Annotated in this window: 13 protein-coding genes; 5 read left to right on the forward strand and 8 right to left on the reverse strand. The window is 64.0% G+C overall.

Features of this window, described 5'->3' with window-relative positions; genetic code table 11:
- Positions 1–3188: DUF5801 repeats-in-toxin domain-containing protein (locus LB565_RS08030; protein ID WP_224582571.1), on the reverse strand; the 3188-nt coding region annotated here is incomplete at its 3' end.
- Between the two features lie 324 nt (positions 3189–3512).
- Between LB565_RS08030 and LB565_RS08035 the strand changes: the two genes are divergently transcribed.
- Positions 3513–4457, forward strand: coding sequence for a transglutaminase-like cysteine peptidase (locus LB565_RS08035; protein ID WP_224582573.1), 945 nt, complete (start codon positions 3513–3515; stop codon positions 4455–4457).
- A gap of 90 nt (positions 4458–4547) precedes the next feature.
- On the opposite strand, the gene LB565_RS08040 is transcribed toward LB565_RS08035, so the two are convergent.
- Genes LB565_RS08040 through LB565_RS08055 form a run of 4 tightly spaced genes read right to left on the reverse strand, consistent with a single transcriptional unit; the run spans position 4548 to position 10103 of the window.
- Complete coding sequence (locus tag LB565_RS08040) at positions 4548–5189, reverse strand: ribbon-helix-helix domain-containing protein (RefSeq protein ID WP_224582575.1); 642 nt, start codon at positions 5187–5189, stop codon at positions 4548–4550.
- A complete protein-coding gene (locus LB565_RS08045) occupies positions 5179–6468 on the reverse strand; it encodes an HlyD family type I secretion periplasmic adaptor subunit (protein WP_224582577.1) in 1290 nt (429 codons plus the stop codon). The genes LB565_RS08040 and LB565_RS08045 overlap by 11 nt, the downstream gene beginning before the upstream one ends.
- A gap of 15 nt (positions 6469–6483) precedes the next feature.
- On the reverse strand, positions 6484–8616 hold the full coding sequence (locus tag LB565_RS08050) for a type I secretion system permease/ATPase (RefSeq protein ID WP_224582579.1): 2133 nt from the start codon (positions 8614–8616) through the stop codon (positions 6484–6486).
- A 38-nt stretch (positions 8617–8654) separates the two neighbouring features.
- Complete coding sequence (locus LB565_RS08055; protein WP_224582581.1) at positions 8655–10103, reverse strand: TolC family protein; 1449 nt, start codon at positions 10101–10103, stop codon at positions 8655–8657.
- Positions 10104–10510: 407 nt separating this feature from the next.
- Between LB565_RS08055 and LB565_RS08060 the strand changes: the two genes are divergently transcribed.
- A complete protein-coding gene (locus LB565_RS08060; protein ID WP_224582583.1) occupies positions 10511–11851 on the forward strand; it encodes an NAD(P)H-dependent oxidoreductase in 1341 nt (446 codons plus the stop codon).
- Here LB565_RS08060 and proC read toward each other — a convergent pair.
- The 3 genes from proC to LB565_RS08075 form a co-directional block, all read right to left on the reverse strand.
- Complete coding sequence (gene proC / locus LB565_RS08065) at positions 11826–12641, reverse strand: pyrroline-5-carboxylate reductase (protein ID WP_224582585.1); 816 nt, start codon at positions 12639–12641, stop codon at positions 11826–11828. The genes LB565_RS08060 and proC overlap by 26 nt on opposite strands.
- Positions 12642–12723: 82 nt before the next feature.
- Positions 12724–14043 carry an O-antigen ligase family protein gene (locus tag LB565_RS08070; protein ID WP_224582587.1) on the reverse strand — a complete coding sequence of 440 codons (1320 nt, stop codon included), beginning with the start codon at positions 14041–14043 and terminating at the stop codon, positions 12724–12726.
- Complete coding sequence (locus LB565_RS08075; RefSeq protein WP_224582590.1) at positions 14012–15010, reverse strand: glycosyltransferase family 2 protein; 999 nt, start codon at positions 15008–15010, stop codon at positions 14012–14014. The genes LB565_RS08070 and LB565_RS08075 overlap by 32 nt, the downstream gene beginning before the upstream one ends.
- A 169-nt stretch (positions 15011–15179) precedes the next feature.
- On the opposite strand from LB565_RS08075, the gene LB565_RS08080 reads away from it, so the two are divergent.
- The 3 genes from LB565_RS08080 to LB565_RS08090 are packed head-to-tail and all read left to right on the forward strand — an operon-like array spanning position 15180 to position 18066.
- Positions 15180–16352, forward strand: a complete 1173-nt coding sequence (locus tag LB565_RS08080; protein WP_224582592.1) for a glycosyltransferase — start codon at positions 15180–15182, stop codon at positions 16350–16352.
- Positions 16349–17143, forward strand: coding sequence for a WecB/TagA/CpsF family glycosyltransferase (locus tag LB565_RS08085; protein WP_224582594.1), 795 nt, complete (start codon positions 16349–16351; stop codon positions 17141–17143). The genes LB565_RS08080 and LB565_RS08085 overlap by 4 nt, the downstream gene beginning before the upstream one ends.
- Positions 17140–18066 carry a DUF6492 family protein gene (locus LB565_RS08090; RefSeq protein ID WP_224582596.1) on the forward strand — a complete coding sequence of 309 codons (927 nt, stop codon included), beginning with the start codon at positions 17140–17142 and terminating at the stop codon, positions 18064–18066. Before LB565_RS08085 ends, LB565_RS08090 begins: the two co-directional genes overlap by 4 nt.

Consider the following 18066-nt stretch of genomic DNA (forward strand, 5'->3'; position numbering starts at 1 on the left):
GACTGCGAGGCCTTGTCGCCGTCGCCGTCGGTCACCGTCGCCGTCAGCTGGATCAGGTTGGCCGTCAGGCTGGTGGCGTCGTCGGGGGTGTTGGAGGCATTGTCCTCATGCACCGCCCGGTCGAGATCGAACGACACCTTGCCGTTGGCATCCACGCTGGCCGTGAACACCAGCGGGCCGCCGGCGCCGGCGTGGCCTTCGACCACATTGCCGTTCATCGACAGCACCACCGTCTGGCCCGTCGCCGTGTCGATCAGGTTGGAGGGGCCGGCCGTCACGCTGAGCGCGTAGCTGGTCGTGCCGCCGTCGGCGCCCGTCGTCACCGTGAAGGCGCCGCTGAAGGAGCCTTCCGCATGCGTCGAGCCGGCAGGGCCGGTGCCCGAGCCGTTGACGCCGCCGTTGGTCGCCGCCGTCAGGTAGCTCTCGTCCACCGTCAGCGTCGGCGCGGCCGTGCCGCTCAATGTGATCGAGGGAACATCATCCGTGATATTGATAGAGATGGTCGAAGTGGATGTATTGCCGAAGCCGTCGGTTACCGTGAACGTGAACACGTCCTGCCCGGGCTGCACATTGGGGCCGTCGTTGCCCGCCGGCACATTCGCTTCCGGATTGGTCAGCGTATAGCTGTAGGTTCCGTCCGCGTTGACGTGCAGGATGCCGTATGTGCCATTTATGTTCGTGCCGACATTGCCGCTCACGTCGCTGCCGACATTGCCCGATGCAACGCCGGTCACGGTCGCCCCGTCAGGATCCGAGAAGGTCAGCGTGCCCGTCGTCGTCTCCGAGCCGTCGCCGGCATGCGAGCCGTCCACCGTCCCGGGGCCAAGATCGCCGGCTGGCGGCGTCGTGTCGAGGCCCGCCTCATTCACCGCCGCAACCTCCGCCATCACACGCGGTTGGCTGCCGGTCACGTCGATAGTCAACGTTGCCGGCGAGGTATCGCCGTCACCGTCAGTGATGGTGTAGTTGAAGACGTCGGTGCCAGTCGGCGTGTTCGGATTGGCGTGATAGCTGTAATCGCCATTGGCGTAGACCGTCAGCACGCCATGCGCGCCGGTAACCGTCGTGACGCCGTTGTTCGTTACCGAACCCGTCCAGGCGATCGACGCGATCCCGTCGGCTCCGGCGGTATCCGCAGCGCCGACGCCTTGAGTGCTCGTGCCGGTCTCGACATTGCCGGTCACCGTTTCGCCCGACTGCGCTGCGTCCGTGTCGGCCTTGGCCGTCGGCACGTCGTCGATGACGTTGATGACCAGGTTGCCGGAAGCCGGCTGATTATCCAGGTCGGTTACCACGACCGCAAAGCTGGGTGCCGCTTCGGTATTGGCGCCATCGCCGCCCGTGGCGCTGGGGTAGTCGGCCGTCAGCTCGTAGCTGTAATGGATCGTGCCGGCGCCGGTGGCGCCGTTGTACTCGTACCACGCGCTCACTGTGCCGCCTGTGGTGGGGTCGATGAATGTCGTCGGATTGCCGGAATCGTTGGACACTGCATGGTTGCCCAGCGTCACCGAGTTCACACCGTCCTGCGAGGTGAAGCCGATCGTGCCGCTTACCGCATTCGAGCCGTCATGCAGCGTACCGCTCGCCAGTCCGGCCTCGTACACGATCGCACCGTCGGCGCCTGCGGCCGGGATATCTCCCAGCTTCGGCGGCTCGTTGCCGATATTGATGGTCAGCGTGGTGCTCGACTGATCACCGTCGCCATCCGTCAGCGTGTAGTGGAACACGTCGTCCACGCCGCCGGGCGTGTTCGCCGCACGGGTGTAGGTGTAGCTGCCGTCCGAGTGCAAAAGCAGCGTGCCGTACTGGCCGGCGATCGAGACGCCGGCGTCCGTCACCGTCTGCACCGAACCGGCGCCATCCTTGCCATAGGCCGATGTCACACTAGCGTCGTCGGCGCCCTTGACGTCAGCGCCCGCGGCGTTGCCGTCGCTGCCGGCTCCGGTGATGACGTTGCCATCAATTGGCGTATGCGAGCCCGCAGTCACGGCATCGGTGTCGGCAATGGCCGTCGGCACATCGTCGACGATCTGCACCGAAAGCGTGCCGGGAAGCGAGACGTCGCCGTCGCTGTCGGTGACCGTCACCGTCATGTTATCGAAGATGGAATCGGTGCCCGTACCGGGATGCTGCTCGTTATGCTCCAGCGTATAGGTGTAGCTCACCTGGCCGGTGGCGGCGTTGTAGCCGTTGATGGTCAGAATGTTGCCGAACGGCGTCGTGATGTCGATCGGTGACGACGCGCTGTTTGCAAGGGCTGCGCCCGAGATCGACTGGCCGTTAATGGTCACCGAACCGATGCCGTCGGGCGAGTTGATGGTGAAGGTACCGGTGTTGTGCTCGGAGGGGTCGTTGTCGACCGACGGGTTAGTGCCCGCTTCGCCGGACCCCGTCGCGCTGGCGGTCTCCAGGCCCTTCTCGTTGACGGTGGTGTCGCCGCCATCGACGGAAGGCGACAGATCGAGGATCGTCGGCGTATGGTTCGGTGCCAACCCCGGGAACAGATCGCGATGTTCCGGCTGGCCGAACGCGAGGTCGGTCGGCGGCAGCAGAGCGGTGAGGCCGAAGCCGTCGCCGATCCCGCCTGCGGGATGTTCGAAATTTCCGCCCGCGCTGCCCGGCGAGCCGTTGCCGCCGGCCGAGATCGAGCCGTCGGCGCCGAAGGCGACATCGACATGACTGGCCTCGAGCGCGGCGATCAGCGCCACGCGCGGCACCTCGACGTCGCCGAGGATGAAGGTCGGCACGTTCAGCGCGCCGTCCTTGATGACGATCTCGGATCCGTCGGGCTGCACCAGCACCAGATTGTGGCCGTCGACCTTGATATTGTCGATCGAGACATTGGCCGGCAGCTTCACGACATTGCCGGCTTCGGCGTGGTATTCATGCGGAACGTTCGTAGCCGCGGCATTCGCCGCCGGCGCGGTTCCAGCCGGCGCGTTTCCTTGGGCGGCATTGGAAGCCGGGGCATTGGCAGGGGCATTGGCCGCCGGCTGGTTGGCTGCCGGCGTATTGGCCGCGCCCTGGGCCGGCGCGCCGCTGCCGACATCGACCGGCACCGGCTCGCTCGCCGCCTGGCCGGAGGTCGCCTGCGCGACCTGCACACCCGTCGAGATATGATTTTCACCAGCGCTCGTATGCTCGTCCCAGGAATTTGAAACGGCGTCGAATTCGATATTGGTCGTCATAGCTAAAGCCCCTCCGGCATTTCCCGGAAAGAGACATGGCAGGCCCGGGCTTTGCAACAGACATTCAATCTATTTCATATATTCGAATATGTAGAGAATCGCATTTTTTACACTTGGTAAATTGCGATCATATATCTGGATATGCATGATCTTAACGAAGACGGGATTGACCGCGCCGCGCGCCTTCCGCCGTGGTAAATGGAAGTATAATTTTGAATAAAATTTGATGCAAAATAGAATAGCGTGATTCGCGGAAATTTACCCACCTTCATTTCCGATAATTTGAGACAAGATTGGTAGCGTCCACAGTCAAAGGTGGGCGTTATGAAAATACAAAAAGCAGCCCCGACGGGGATCAAGGTACTCTTGCTGGCGATCGGCCTTGCCGTTCAGGCGAATCCGTCATCCGCCAGCGTGAATCCGGCCGTGGCTTCGATCCTGCAAAAGGTGCTTGCGCCGGCGAGCCTCGGCGGCGTTTCGCTGGCCCGGCCGCAGCCCTGGCAGCCGGCCGCCGCCTACCTGATCGCAGAGGTTTCGGCGGGCTATACAGCGTTCCGCAAGGTTGAAGCGCATTCGACCGTCACGGCCGATCCCGGCATCGACCCGATCCAGACTGCCGCGATCATTCCCGGCGTCTTCGGCTCCGTCGCTTTGTCGATGCGCAACTTTCCGGTCGCGGCGCGCTGGGCTCCAGTCTACAGGGCCATCGTCGATTGCACCGCCGGCAGCGTCTGCGACCACGAGAGCCCGGCTTTCGCCGAGATCGTCAATATCGCCGCCGACAAGGGCTTTCGCGAGAAGCTCTCCTTCGTCAACAGCAGCATCAATCGCCTGATCGCCTACAAGTCGGATACGGCCGTCTACGGCAAGCTCGACTATTGGGCGAAGCCTTCGGAAATCCTCGAGCATCGCGCCGGCGATTGCGAGGATTTCGCCATATTGAAGATGGCGGCGCTGCTCAGAGCCGGCATCCCGGCGCAGAGCATGTCGCTGGTGGTGCTCCAGGATCGCCGCCGCAAGTTCTTCCATGCCGTCCTGTCGGTGAGCACGGGAAGCGGCGCCTTCATCCTCGATAGCCTCGGCAACGCCGTCATGCGCGACAGCGATCTGCCCGACTATGTTCCGCTCTATTCCTTCAGCACCGATCGCGCCTGGATCCACGGGTCGAAGTCCGGCGCGCAGATCGCCGACGTTGCCGGCGGTTTCACGACCGTAGCGCCGGGCGAAGGATCGCCGGAACCATCAGAGGCTTCGAATCCGCGGCAGTAGACTACGTTCAGCGTTTCACAGAAACGGCAACCGTTCCTTTTTTACGCAAATTCCGGACGACAAAACCGGCCCGTGCTTTCTGGAATGGCCTCAGCCGTTGTAGACGAAAGCCATCAGCAGTTCCGGCTCGGTGACGGGTGCGCGCACGGCGCTGAGCTGGCCGCGATAGCGGCGCTCGCCGGCGCCGATGACGAAGCCGCTGGTCACGGGTGTTTCGCCATTGGCGTCGAGCCGGGCGAAGATATCGGGAACGTTGAGATCGAGCGCCAGCTTCAGGTCCTGGCGCCCATCCTCGCCGGGCGCGCTCGGCAATTGGCGCCTGACCAGTTGCTGGAACGGCGTGTTGAAGGCCAGGATCTTCTTCGACGAAGATAGCGCGAAGGCGGGCGAGGGGCAGGCGACCAGGATTGCGTTGATCGTGCGGATCGAAGCGAGCTTGCGCAGCTCCATGCTCTCCTCGGCAAGGCCGCGCATGCAGGCGACGCGAATTGCCGAGGTGAGATTGCCCTGATCGGGATGATGTTCGGCGATCTCCTCGACCAGCATGCCGATCGTGCATTTGCGGCTTTCGGCCATCTGCTTCAGCGACACCCAGAAGGCGCGCTCCAGCCGGATGCCGCGACGCACGCCGCCGCGCGCCACGACGCGGAATTCCGGGCCGAAATCCTCGGCCGCGAGCGCCGGCAGCAGCCGTTCGCGCGAAGTGTCCGGATGGATGGCGCTACCGCTCACTCATTGCCTCCTGACGCGCCTTGTTGATGGGCTTCAAAAGATAGTTGAGGATCGTCTTGCGTCCGGTCTTGATGTCGACCGAGCAGATCATGCCAGGGATGATCGAATAGGTCTTGCCGTTCCTTGTAAGCGTCGATTTGTCGGTGGCGACCCGCACCTGGTAATAGGGCTCGCCCGTCTTCTGGTCGACGAGACTGTCGGCGGTGATGTTGGAGACCTTGCCCTCGATGCCGCCGAAGATCGAGAAGTCATAGGCCGTGACCTTGATCAGTGCCTCCTGGTTCGGCTGGATGAAGGCGACGTCGCGCGGCGAAACCCGGGCCTCGACCAGCAGCGTCTCGGAGGTCGGCACGATGCCGGCCACGACGGCGCCCGGCTGGACGAAGGAGCCGAGCGTGTTGACGTCGAGCGTGTTGACGATGCCGTCGACCGGCGAGCGGATGTCGGTGCGCGCCACCTTGTCGGTGGCGCCGCGGATGGTTTCGTCGACCACGGACAGATCGGCGAGCGCCTGCGTCAGGTCGCTCAATGCTTCCTGCTGCAATTGCAGCCCCAATTCGTTCACCTGAAGCTGCGCTTCTGTGATTGCCCCCTGGCTCTTCTTGATGGTCTCGCCGGCAAGGGTCAGCTGTCCGCGAAGGTCGGTCTGTTCCCGCTCGACGCGGATCTGTTCGGTCCTGGCCATCAGGCCTTTCTTGACCATGGGTTCGACCAGCGCCGCTTCCTGGTCGGTGACGGCAAGGCTCTTGGACAGGCGGTCGGCATTGGCGGTGGCCTCGTCGAGTTCCTTCTCGCGCTGGTCGAGGCGTGATTTGAGAACCGACAGCTTGACCTCGAAATTGTCGCGGCGCGCGACGAGCAGCTTTTGCTCGTTGTCGCAAATCTCCGGCGCGACCTTCTGGATTTCCGCCGGACAGGGAAACGACCCTTCGACACTGCCGCTCTGCTCGAACTGCAGCCTGGCGATGCGCGCCTGCAGCGCTCGCGCCTTGGCCTTCTCTTCGCCAAGGCTCGACGTGTTGCCCGAATTGTCGAGACGGATGATGAGGTCGTTCTTCTTGACGGTCTGGCCGATCTGGACGGCGATCTCCTGCACCACGCCGGCTTCGCTGGCCTGGATGATCTGCGTCTTCGAAGCGGGTATCACCTTGCCGTCGCCACGCGCGATCTCGTCGACCTCGGCAAAGGATGCCCAGGCCGTGAAGCACACGAACAGCGCTCCGACGATGTAGACGGAGGCCGAGGCGAATAGGGGTGGCCGGTCTTCCCTTGCTAGCATATCCATACGTTCCGGTCAGGCATTTGCCTTCTGCAGCGCCTGGATGACTTGTTCCTTCGGCCCGTCGGCGACGACGCGGCCCTGGTCGATGACGATGAGGCGGTCGGCAAGCTCCAGCATGCTGTAGCGATGGGTCGACACGATCAGCGTCGTGCTGCGGTCGAACGCCACCTTGAGCTGCTTGATCAACTGCCGTTCGGACGCGAGATCCATCGAACCCGACGGCTCGTCCAGGAACACGATCTTCGGTTTGGTCAAAAGCAGCCGCGCGATCGCCACCGCCTGCCTTTGCCCGCCCGACAGATTCGTGCCACGCTCGCCGACATTCATGTCGTAGCCGCGCGGATGCCGCGAGACGAAGTCGTCGACGCCGGCGGCTTTCGCCGCGTCGATGATCTCCTCGTCGGTCGCTTCCGGCGCCGCCATCAGGAGGTTCTCCTTGATGGTTCCCGAAAACAGGTCGCCGGCCTGCGCGACGATGCCGACCGCGGCGCGGACCTCCGAGGGGTGGTATTGGCGGATGTCGATGCCGTCGAACAGCAGTTCTCCCGACGTCGGCAGGAAGAGCCGGCCGATCAGCCGGCCCATCGTGGTCTTGCCGGAGCCGATGCGGCCGATGATGCCGACCCGTTCGCCGGGCCTGACCGCGATGTTGAGCCCGCTCAGAACCTCGTTTTCCGTGCCCGGATAGGCAAAGCCGACATTCTTGAAGACCAGCGCGCCGCTGCGGATCGGCCGGTTGACGAAGCCGACCGTGTCGGGGCGGTCTTCCGGTTGCGACATGATCGTGTTGATGATCTTGAGCGACAGCATGGCCTGCCGGAACCGGGCAAGCGTGATGGCGATCTGACCGAGCGGCGCCACGGCGCGGCCGGCGAGCATCACGGTGCCGATGATGGCGCCGGTCGAGACCTGGCCTTCCGAGAACGCATAGGCGCCGGCCACAACCAGGGCGACCGTCACGAATTGCTGGATGGCGCCGGTGATGTTGCCCGCCGCCGCCGAGAGCTCCTTGATTTTTTCCGACGTGTTGGCCGCGTTCTTCGAGTGCTCGCCCCATTTGCGCAGCAGATAGGCTTCGGCGCGCAGCGACTTGATCGTCTCCAGCGTCGAGATGGACTCGACCAGCAGGGCTTGGCGCTGCGACGCCTCGTTCATTGAGGCGGCGACCCGCTTGCCGATCCGCCGCTGCGTGATCAGCCCGACAATGACGGAGATGACGAAGGCCAGCGCCGGTATGATCACCAGCCAGCCGCCGATGGCGTAGATCACAGCCAGGAAGACGAAGACGAAGATCGTGTCGATGAAGACGCTGATCGTGTTTGAGGTGAAGAACTCGCGCACGAACTCATATTGCGTGACGCGGTTTGCATATTCGCCGGTCGACCCGGGCCGCGCTGAAAGCGAGGAATTCAGCACTTTCTCGAACAGCAGGTAGGAAATCCGCAGGTCCGCCTTGCGGCCGGCATAATCGATCAGCGACGCTCTGGCCGTCTTGAGAAGCAGGTCGAACAGGATGGCCGCGCCGATACCGAGCGCCAGTACCCAGAGCGTCGAGATCGCCTTGTTGGGTAGGATGCGGTCGTACACGTTCATGGTGAAGATCGGCGAGGCGATCGCCAGCAGGTTGATGAAGACCGCCGACAGCACCACCTTGGAGTAGGTGCGCCAGAACGCCCCCATGGTGCCGGTCAGCCAATGGCGCCTTTCGATCCGAGCGGCGGTGCCGACCGTCATCTCCTCGGCCTGGTTGGCATAGGTGATCGAGAAGGACGCGCCGCCGCTGATATAGCTTTCGGCGAGTTCCGGCCTGCCGATCGCGGTGCGGCCGTTTTCCTGCGGCGCGGTCAGATATTGCCCGCCCTCCATTTCCGCCAGGAGAGCGATCGGCAATTGGCTGGCGCGAAAGACGATCGCCGGAAGATCGAAGCGGCCGCGCAGGAAATCGCGATGGCTGAAATCCTGAACCTCCAGCCCGATGCGCTCGGCCAGATGGCGAATTTCGTCGGGCCCGATGCGCGTTTCCGAGATCGGCACGCCGGCGAACAGCACCGTTTCCGCGCTCGGCCTGCCGAGATAGGCCGCGACAGCGCAGAAGCAGGCCTTGAAAGCCTCCTTGGGCGATAGGATATTAGGTTGCTGGTTCACGATCCGCCCCGAAGGACCGAAGATCGACGCTACATCGGCTACTTTTTCCTGACCGGCGCGAGGATGTCGAACGGCAGATCGTTCTTCTGCTCCGACGGCGCGCGCGCATAAGTCTCGGTATCGGCCGTAGCCGGCGCACCGAATTCCTCACGGGCGTAGGCCGCGGACTGCTTGGCCGGCTGGATGTTGAGTGTCTTCAGCAATTCCCCGGTTGCGGCCAGCAGCCGGTATTCCGCGAACAGCGACGCATAGGACGATGTGTCGGCCAGCGTCGCGGTGTTGAAGCGCGTGTTCTGGGCATCAAGCACGTCGAGCAACGAGCGCTGCCCGACCTTGAACTGCTCGCGATAGGAAGCAACCAGCTTTTCATTGGTGGCTGCCTGCTGGCGCAACGTCTTTGCCAGTTCCGCCTGGCGGAAGCGGCGGTCCCACGAGGTGCGGACGGCTTCCTCGATCTCGCGCAGCACCTGGTGCAGCGCAAGGCGCTGCTCGCTGGTGCGGCGGATCTGTTCCTGTTCGTTGGCCTTGTCGATGCCGCCCCGATAGAGGTTCCAGCGCAGCACCACCCGGGCCTGCAGGTCGCTCGCATCGCCATTGTCGCCGTCTATGTCATACCCGCCCCGGGCAACACCCTCGGCGGTAATGGTCGGGCCGTATTTCGCCCGCGCTGCGTCGACCAGCGAAGCGGCGGCGTCGATGTCGCTGTTGGCCATGTGGACGCGTGGATTGTTCTGCCTGGCGAGCCCGATCGCATCGTCTAGCGACCGCGGCAGGGCGGCCGCGACATCGGCCGGCCGCGATGCGTTGGTCAGCGGCTTGCCGACATTCTTGAAGAAGCGGATCTTGGCAGCTTCTAGTTCTTCGGTCGCTTCCTGCATCCGCGCCTTGGCGGCAAATAGACGTTCCTCGGCCTGCTGCCGGTCGGCGTCGTTGAGCGCGCCGCCCGCGATGCCTTGCCTGATGTCGCTGAGAATGGACTGATGGAAGCCGAGGTTCTTCTTGGCTTCGACCACGATCGAAGCCTGCAGCATGTATTCCAGATAGTCCTGGACGACTGCAAGTCCGATGAACTCGGACCGTTCCAGAACCCTGAAGGAAGCCCCATCGACGCGCGAGGCCTGGCGGTTCAGTTCGGCCCGCCTTGCGCCGCTGTCATAAAGCGTCTGCGAAACCGTGAGATCGGCCTCGTTCGGATAGAGGGCTTTGTGGTCCTCGTCGAGCGCGCGCCGTGTGTCGTTGTCCAGGCGCCGAACGCCGGTCGATGCCTCCAGATCGACGCTGGGAAGATAAAGGCCTTTGGCCTGTCTCAGCTCGAATTCAATTGCTTCGCGGTTCTCGATCGCCTGTCCAATCTCCGGATTGGATTCCACGGCGACGGCGACGGCTTCTTTGAGCGTGAGTGCGCTGGCGCTACCACAAGCCAGCATTGACACCGTAATGGCAAGCGCAACACGCCAGCCGACGGTAACTTTACCCGTCCTGGTCATTTCTACCCCGTAACTATCCCCGCGCCGTTTGTTTTTATGGCGCTTATTTGCCCAAGCCTGCCACCGGAGCTTTCGGCCAGTATCTATCAGATTTTTCGAGGGTGTGAGCATATAATGGATTAGACACCCGCTAAAATTGCGTTTTCCGGCATTAGGGTTAAAGCCTGTAGCAAAAATGGCACAGAAACCGGGCGCGCTCGTCGAGACTCCCTAGTTCAAAGCGCGTTGCGATGATTGTGGTCTGAAAGGAACTGCGAATCGTGCGGCGGCCATGCGCAAGTTCCCGCGAAATCTGCTGCGGCCTTGCAAAGCATGCGCAAGAAATCGCCATTTCAGCCTGGTTTGATTGGCAAACGCGGATCGTTCCCGGTATTGCGGGCCGAGCAAACAGCCTTGGATTTTGTTGCATGACCAATATCGCCCTGACCGGGCTTGCCCGCGATCTTGCCCGACGCGCCGCCGAGGGCAGGCCGGTGCGGCTCGGTGTCATCGGCTCCGGCGAGATGGGGACCGATCTGGTGACGCAAGGCATGTTGATGCCGGGCATCTCGATCGCGGCCATCTCCACGCGCCGTCCGCACACCGCCCGTGACGCGATCCGTATCGCCTATGGCGACGAGGCGATGGCGGTAGAGGCCGAAACCGCTTCCAAGGTCACGCGGGCGATCGAAGGCGGCAAGATCGCCATCACCTCGAACGAGATGCTGGTCACCAACCCGCTCATCGACGTCGTCATCGACGCCACCGGCAAGCCGGGGGTCGCTGCCGATTTCGACCTGATGGCCATGCAGCATGGCAAGCATCTGGTGATGATGAATGTCGAGGCCGACGTGACCATCGGCTGCTACCTGAAGCAGCAGGCAGACCGGTTGGGAGTTGTCTACTCGGTCGGCGCCGGCGATGAACCTTCGAGCTGCATGGAGCTGATCGAGTTCGCCTCGGCGCTCGGGCTAAGCATCGTCGCGGCCGGCAAGGGCAAGAACAATCCGCTCAACCACGACGCCGTTCCGGATGATTATCGGGAAGAGGCGGCGCGCCGCAACATGAACCCGCGCATGCTGGTCGAGTTCGTCGACGGCTCGAAGACCATGGTCGAGATGTGCGCCATCGCCAATGCCACCGGCCTGGTCCCGGATGTTCCCGGCATGCACGGCCCCAAGGCCGACCGCGACGAACTGGCCAGGGTGCTGATCCCGAAAGAGGATGGCGGCCTCCTGTCGAGGAAAGGCGTCGTCGATTACACGATCGGCAAGGGTGTGGCGCCTGGCGTCTTCGTCATCGTCGAGGCGACACATCCGCGTGTTGTCGAGCGCATGGACGATCTCCATGTCGGCAAAGGCCCTTATTACGGCTTGTTTCGGCCCTATCACTTGACTTCGCTGGAGGTGCCGCTCACCGCCGCCCGCATCATGCTCTACGGCAAGCCCGACATGGTGCCTCTGCCGAGGCCGGTGGCGGAAGTCTGCGCGGTCGCCAAGCGCGACCTCGCCGCCGGGGAGATCTTCGATGCCATCGGCGAGACCTGCTACCGCTCCTGGACCATGACCGTCACTGACGCCCGCGCCAGTCGCGCCGTCCCGGTCGGCTTGCTCGAAGGCGGCAAGGTGCTGAAGCCGACGAAGAAGGGCGAGCTGTTGACTGAGGACAACGCCGTGCCGGACCGGACAACAAGGCTCCACGCCCTGCGCCGGCTTCAGGATGACATGCTCTATGGAACGAAGATCATTTCCCCAGCTCTATCGACCTAAGCCGCGCGGCCTCCACGGCTTCGGTGACCAGCTTCGTCAGGCGGTCCCCGCCCATCAGCACGGCCAAAGCCGCGGCGGTGGTGCCGTTGGGGCTGGTCACCTGCTGGCGCAGCACGCCCGGCTCCTCGTCCGATTCCGCGGCGAGCGAGGCGGCGCCGAAGACGGTCTGCATGGCAAGCAGCTTCGCGGTTTCGGCGGGAAGGCCGGCCTTCTCGGCTGCAACGGTCAGCGCCTCGATGAAGTGGAAGATATAGGCCGGGCCGGAGCCGGAGACGGCCGTCACGGCGTCCATGAGCCCTTCGTCGTCGATCGTCGTCACGACGCCGCTCGCCGAAAGCAGCTCAAGGACGAAGCGGCGGATGTCATCGGAGACCAGCGGGTTGGAGAACACCACCATCATCCCCTTGCCGATCGCCGCCGGTGTGTTCGGCATGCAGCGGATCACCGGCGCGAGCTCGCCCAGAATTTCTTCGAAGGTGGCGACCGGCGTGCCGGCCGCAATGCTGAGAAAGCTGGACCTGCCGTCGCCGAAGCGCTTGTACTGCGCCGTCACCTCGCGGATCACCTGTGGCTTTACCGCGATGACGACGAGATCAGGCACGGCGTCGGCCGGGATGGCTGCGGCGTCAGCTGCGGCGCGGCAGCCGAGATGTTGGGCGCGCTGGCGCAATTCGGCATTGGGTTCGACCACGAACACTGACTGCGGCTCGAGCTTGGCGGATTTCAGCCAACCCGAGAGCATGGCGTAACCCATATTGCCGCAACCGGCGAGAACGAGCCTGATCGTCATGAAAGCCTCCGAAAAGAAGGCTCTCCTTAGACAATTGCGGAGCGCTGGAAAAGTCCAGTGGCGGGAGATCGACAGTCCCGGATCAGCGGGGGAGGCGAACCGGGATCGGTCGCAGCGAGACTTGCCTTAAGCCGAGCACGCCCAGCACGAAGAACAGCCAGACGGGATCGCCGCGATGGAAGAAGAAGCTTTCCAGGAAACCGTTCAGCGCCGTGAACAGCACCACCATCATGAAGAAATCGCCGAGGAAGATGTTTTCCTTGCGCGCCGGGATGCGCATGTAGTCGCGCAAGGGGGCGATCAGGAAGGTGTAGGCAGCGACGCAGAGCGCCGGGATGCCCATCAGCACCGCGACGTCGAGATAGCCGTCATGGCCATGCACGATGGTGCGGATATCCCAGGGCCGATCGAAGGGCTGGTCCTGGTTGAGCAGCAGCGGCGTTCCCCAGAAACTTTCATAGCCGTAGCCGGTCCACGGCTTCTTCGCCAGCATCTCGCCGGCGAACTCCCAAAGCGTCGTGCGTCCGGTATAGGTCAGGTCGGGGAAATAGATTGCCGCCAGATGTTTCACCGGCGGGATGAAGACGATGCCGAGCGTGCCGACGGCGGTCGCGATGATCGCCAGCGCGAACAGGATCGGCGTGCCCAGCCGCATGCCGATGAGGCTCGGCAGCACGACGATCATGATCGAGAACGGGACGAGGCCAGCGGTCGTCTTGGAGCCGGTGTGGAGCATGAACACCATTGCCGCGCAGAAGATGCCGGCGCCCCACCAGCGCTGGCCGCGCCGGAAGAGATAGAGTCCGGCGAAGCTGAAACAGGCCATGACCGGCCCGGCGATGTTCTTGTGCGTGAAGACGCCGCGCCACAAGCCGGCATGCTCCGGCTCCTGCGAGTCGGCGGTGTGCAGCGCCTCATGCGGGAAGACGATCAGGCCGATATAGGAAAGGCCGATCACCACCACGGCGGTGAAGATGACCACCCTGGCGAAGGAATCTGCATCGCGCGGCAGCACCAGGATGGTCGCCATGGTGATGATGCCGATCATGGTGAAGGAGGCCGCGCGCATTGCCGCGGGGGGATCGGTGGCGAGCACCACCGACAGGAAGAAGAAGCCCAGCATCAGCGCCCAGGAGAGACTCACCAGCGAGCGCACCACGCGCGGATCGGCGAAGGCAAGCAGCGAGAAGATGGAGACCGCGCCGAGCGAGCCGAAGCCGAGCTGGTTGACGATGTCGCCGCCGTCGCCGGTCAGTTCTGCGCCCGCCGGCTGGAAAGGCCGGAACGAGACCATGATGACGGTGAACAGGAGCGCGGCGATAGCCGTCGCCACACCTTCCCTGGTGAAGGCGGCGCCGAGCGGCGCGCGCTCAATTCTTCTCAGGCTGCCGGTACTGCTCATTGGCATATCCGAATTCGGCGAGCACCCGGCCGAGCGCGACATAGACCGGATAGAGGCTCGTCGTCAGCGAGCCGGTGCGCGCCAGCCGGACGGCGCCGCGCAGCGGCGAGGCTGCAAGCAGCGCCAGGCTCTTCAGGAAAACTTTGGCGCCGGCAAACGGCGTGCCGGCCCGCTTCTTCTTTTCGACCAGCGTCGAGATCACGCCGTTGCGCAGGCTGCGGGCGCGGATCCAGTCGGCCTCGACGCGCCTGGCCGGCACGGTCTCGTTGACCTTTGCCTCGGCGCACCAGCCGAGAACGAAGCCTTTCTGCGCCGACCGGCTGAGAAAGTCGGAATCGCCGCCGCCCATGAAATTGAACCTGAGGTCGAGAAAGGGCGGTCCCATGGACTTAAGCACGTTGCGCCCCACCAGCAGGTTGCCGGATGAATAAAGCGCCGGGACGCGACCCGTTTCACGATAGGGCGGTGCAAAGACCGGATGCTCGGCCCATCGGGCATGCGAGGCATCGGCGAAGATGGGTATCTGCGGACCGCCGACAATGTCGGCGCCAAGGGTCTCGGCGGCTTTGCACATGCGCTCCAGCCAGTCTGGCTCGGCGATCTCGTCGTCATCGATGACCAGCAGGTGGCGAAAATTGGGAAACTGCAGCATCGCCGTCTGCCAGCCGGCATTGTAGGCGCTGCAATTGCCGCGCTCATGCGCGATGATGACCAGGCCGGGTATCTCGCCGCGTTCGAACAGCGGCAGCACCGCGGCTGCGCCCTCGCGCGCTTCGGCCTCGTTTTCCATGACGATGACGGCGAAGCGCCGGTCCGTCCGCTGCGCCTTGAGCGAAGCCAGGGTTTCCAGCACCTGCTTGGGCCGCTTGAAAGTCGGCAGCGTCACGATCGCTTCGACGGTCTCGGCGGCGAGCCCCGGCGACCGTCCCGCGATCGATACAGAAGCGTCGGACGGCAAAGGGATCATCCGTTTCCAGCGGCGTGAGTTTGAGCCCTCGATAGCATCGCGGTGATAACGTTTCGTTAATCACCTTCCCGCCGGTCTGTCGGAAAAGTCGGGTCTTCGGCCTTTGACAATGCCATTTAATCAAGGCTTCACCGCGTTTTGCTACCGGATGCAGCCAAGGATAGGTGAGATGCATCTGCTGTTTGCCACATCGATCGTGCCCGACGGCGCTCTCGCCTCGGGCTACGAGATTGCCAATGCCGCGATCATCGATGCGCTGCGGCGCGCCGGCGTGCGCGTGACGGTGATCGGCTTCATCTGGCCGGGGAAGACGCCGTCCGATCCGCAAAACACCATCGTGCTTGACGCCGTCGAGGTCCGCACCGAAAGCGCTCCGCCGCTGCAAAAGCTTGCCTGGCTGGGCAAGGCGGTTCTCTCCGGCCTTACCTTCTCCTCGGTCAAGCTGCGCGTCGTTTCCGACGCGCAAGTCCGCGACGCCATCGAGCGCGCCGGTCCCTTCGACGGCTATGTCCTGAACTCCGTGCAGTTCGCCGGCGCCTTCGAGACGGTGCTCACCGACCGTCCATTCGTCTTCGTCGCGCACAATGTCGAGCATCGCTCGGCCGAGGAAAATGCGGCCGCGGCCGGCAACGCGCTTCAGCGTTGGATGTTCCGCCGCGAAGCCAGACTCCTCAAGGTCATGGAGGAGCGCCTGTGCGGCGCCGCCCGCTTTGTGTTCACGCTGGCCGAGGAAGACCGCGCGGCACTTGGCGTCGCCTCCGACAGACGCTCGGCGGTGCTGCCGCTGGTGACCTGTGCGCAGGCGCCGATAGGCAAGGCGAAGCGCCATATCGATTGCGACGCCGCGCTGATCGGCACCTGGACCTGGCAGCCGAACCGCATCGGCCTCGACTGGTTCCTGACGAAGGTCGTGCCGCATCTGAAGCCGGATTTCCGCATCAGGATCGCGGGCAACCTGCCTTCCGGCATCAGCTCGCCCCATCCCGGCGTCTCCTTCGTCGGCAGGGTTCCGGATGCGCAGGCCTTTGTGCGCAGCGCTGCCGTCATCCCCTTGATCAGCACCGCCGGCAGCGGCGTACAGCTGAAGACGATCGAGACCTTCGAGCTCGGCCTGCCGTCCGTCGCCACCAGTCGCTCGCTGCGCGGCATCGGCTATCGTCCCGACAATTGCGTCGTGACCGACGACCCGATTGCTTTCGCGACGGCGCTGCAGGCGGCAGCGGCCAATGTCCGGGACGTCGATGGCAGCGCCTTCCACCGCCGCCAGTTGAAGGCGCTCGACGCCGCGATCGGCCTTGGTCTGGAGAAGCTCGGCGCCGTCATGCAGGAGGCCGCCGCATGAACATGCACAGAGCGCGCGCCGCCTTCGGCTTCGATACGCTGAAGACCATTTTGGGCATTCCGGTGCTGGCCATCGGCTGGGAAGAGGCCATCGCTCTGCTCACAAGGCTGATCGACGAGCGCCGCTTCACCAAGGTGAGCTTCCTCAACGCCCACAACGCCAACCTTGCCTGCACCGACCCGGTGTTTGCCGAGGCGCTGGAAAACTTCCTCATCCTCCCAGACGGTGTCGGCGTCGACATGGCGGCAAAGCTGCTTTACGGCGCGCCTTTCCCCAGCAATCTCAACGGCACCGATTTCATTCCGGCCTTCCTGCAGGCCTCGTCGCATCCGCTGACCGTGGCGCTGCTCGGCACGACGCGCGCCAATGCCGAAGCCGCATCCGCGAAGCTCTCGACACTGGCTATGCAGCACAAATTCGTCGTCGTCCATGACGGCTTCTTCTCCGCCTCCGAGGAGCCGGAGATCCTCGAGCGCATTGCCAGGCTGCGGCCGGATGTGCTGCTCGTCGCCATGGGCGTGCCGCGCCAGGAATTGTGGATCGAGCGCCACATCGACAGCCGCCATTGCACGCTGCCGGTCGCCGTCGGCGCGCTGCTCGATTTCATGAGCGGCTCTGTGCCGCGCGCGCCGCGATGGCTGCGCCGGCTGCGGCTCGAATGGCTGTTCCGCCTGTGGATCGAACCCGGCCGCCTGTGGCGCCGTTATATCGTCGGCAATCCGCTCTTCCTGTGGCGCGTCGTCAGGCAGAAGCTGTCGCTCGGCCCGCGCCGGCTGGAGGCGCGCCGGTGAACAGCCGCTTCGTGCCGGATACCGCCACCGCTATAGAACCGCTGCCGCGTGCTCCCCTGGCAGCGATCGTCACCGCGAGCTACGCCCCCGATTTCGAGCGCTGCCGGTTGTTGTGCGAGACCATCGACCGCCACCTCACCGGCATGACGCATCATTACATCCTCACCGAGCACCGCGACGTCGCGCTGTTTCGCCAGCTGGAAGGCAGCCGCCGCAGCGTTGTCGACGAGCGGGACCTGTTGCCGCGCTGGCTGCATGTCTTCGACGATCCGCTGAGCGGCTTTCGCCGCCGCGTCTGGCTGAGCCTCAAAACGCAGCCGCTGCGCGGCTGGCATGTGCAGCAGCTGCGCCGCATCGCCATTGCCGGGCAGGCAAGCGAAGACGTGCTGATCTTCTGCGATTCCGATGTCGCCTTCCTGAAACCGTTCGACACCGGCGCCTTCTGGCGCGACGGCAAGGTGCGGCTGTTCCGGCGCGACGGCGTGCTGTCGAACGATGGTCATGACGAGCATCGCATCTGGTCGCGCAACGCTGGCGCCGCGCTCGGCATCGATCCCGCCAATGCATCGAGCCACGACTATATCTCGACGCTGATCGCCTGGCGCCGCGAGACGGTCAACGCGATGTGCGAGCGCATCGAGAAGGTGCATGGTCGCGACTGGGTTGGCGTCGTCGGTTCGGCGCGCCGGTTCTCCGAATGCATGATCTATGGCCGCTACATCGACGACCTGCTTCAAGGTGCTGGCCATTTCCACGGTTCGGAGGAGTTTTGCCGCGTCCACTGGAATGGCGAACCGCTCTCGGATGACGAATTCCGCCGCTTCGTCGACACCATGGCGCCGGAACAGGTGGCGATCGGCATGCAGTCCTTCATCGGCACCGATATCGGCCGCATCCGCCGCCTGATCGGTCTTACCGCGTAA

The organism is Mesorhizobium sp. CA14 (assembly GCF_020165195.1).
Lineage (GTDB): Bacteria > Pseudomonadota > Alphaproteobacteria > Rhizobiales > Rhizobiaceae > Mesorhizobium.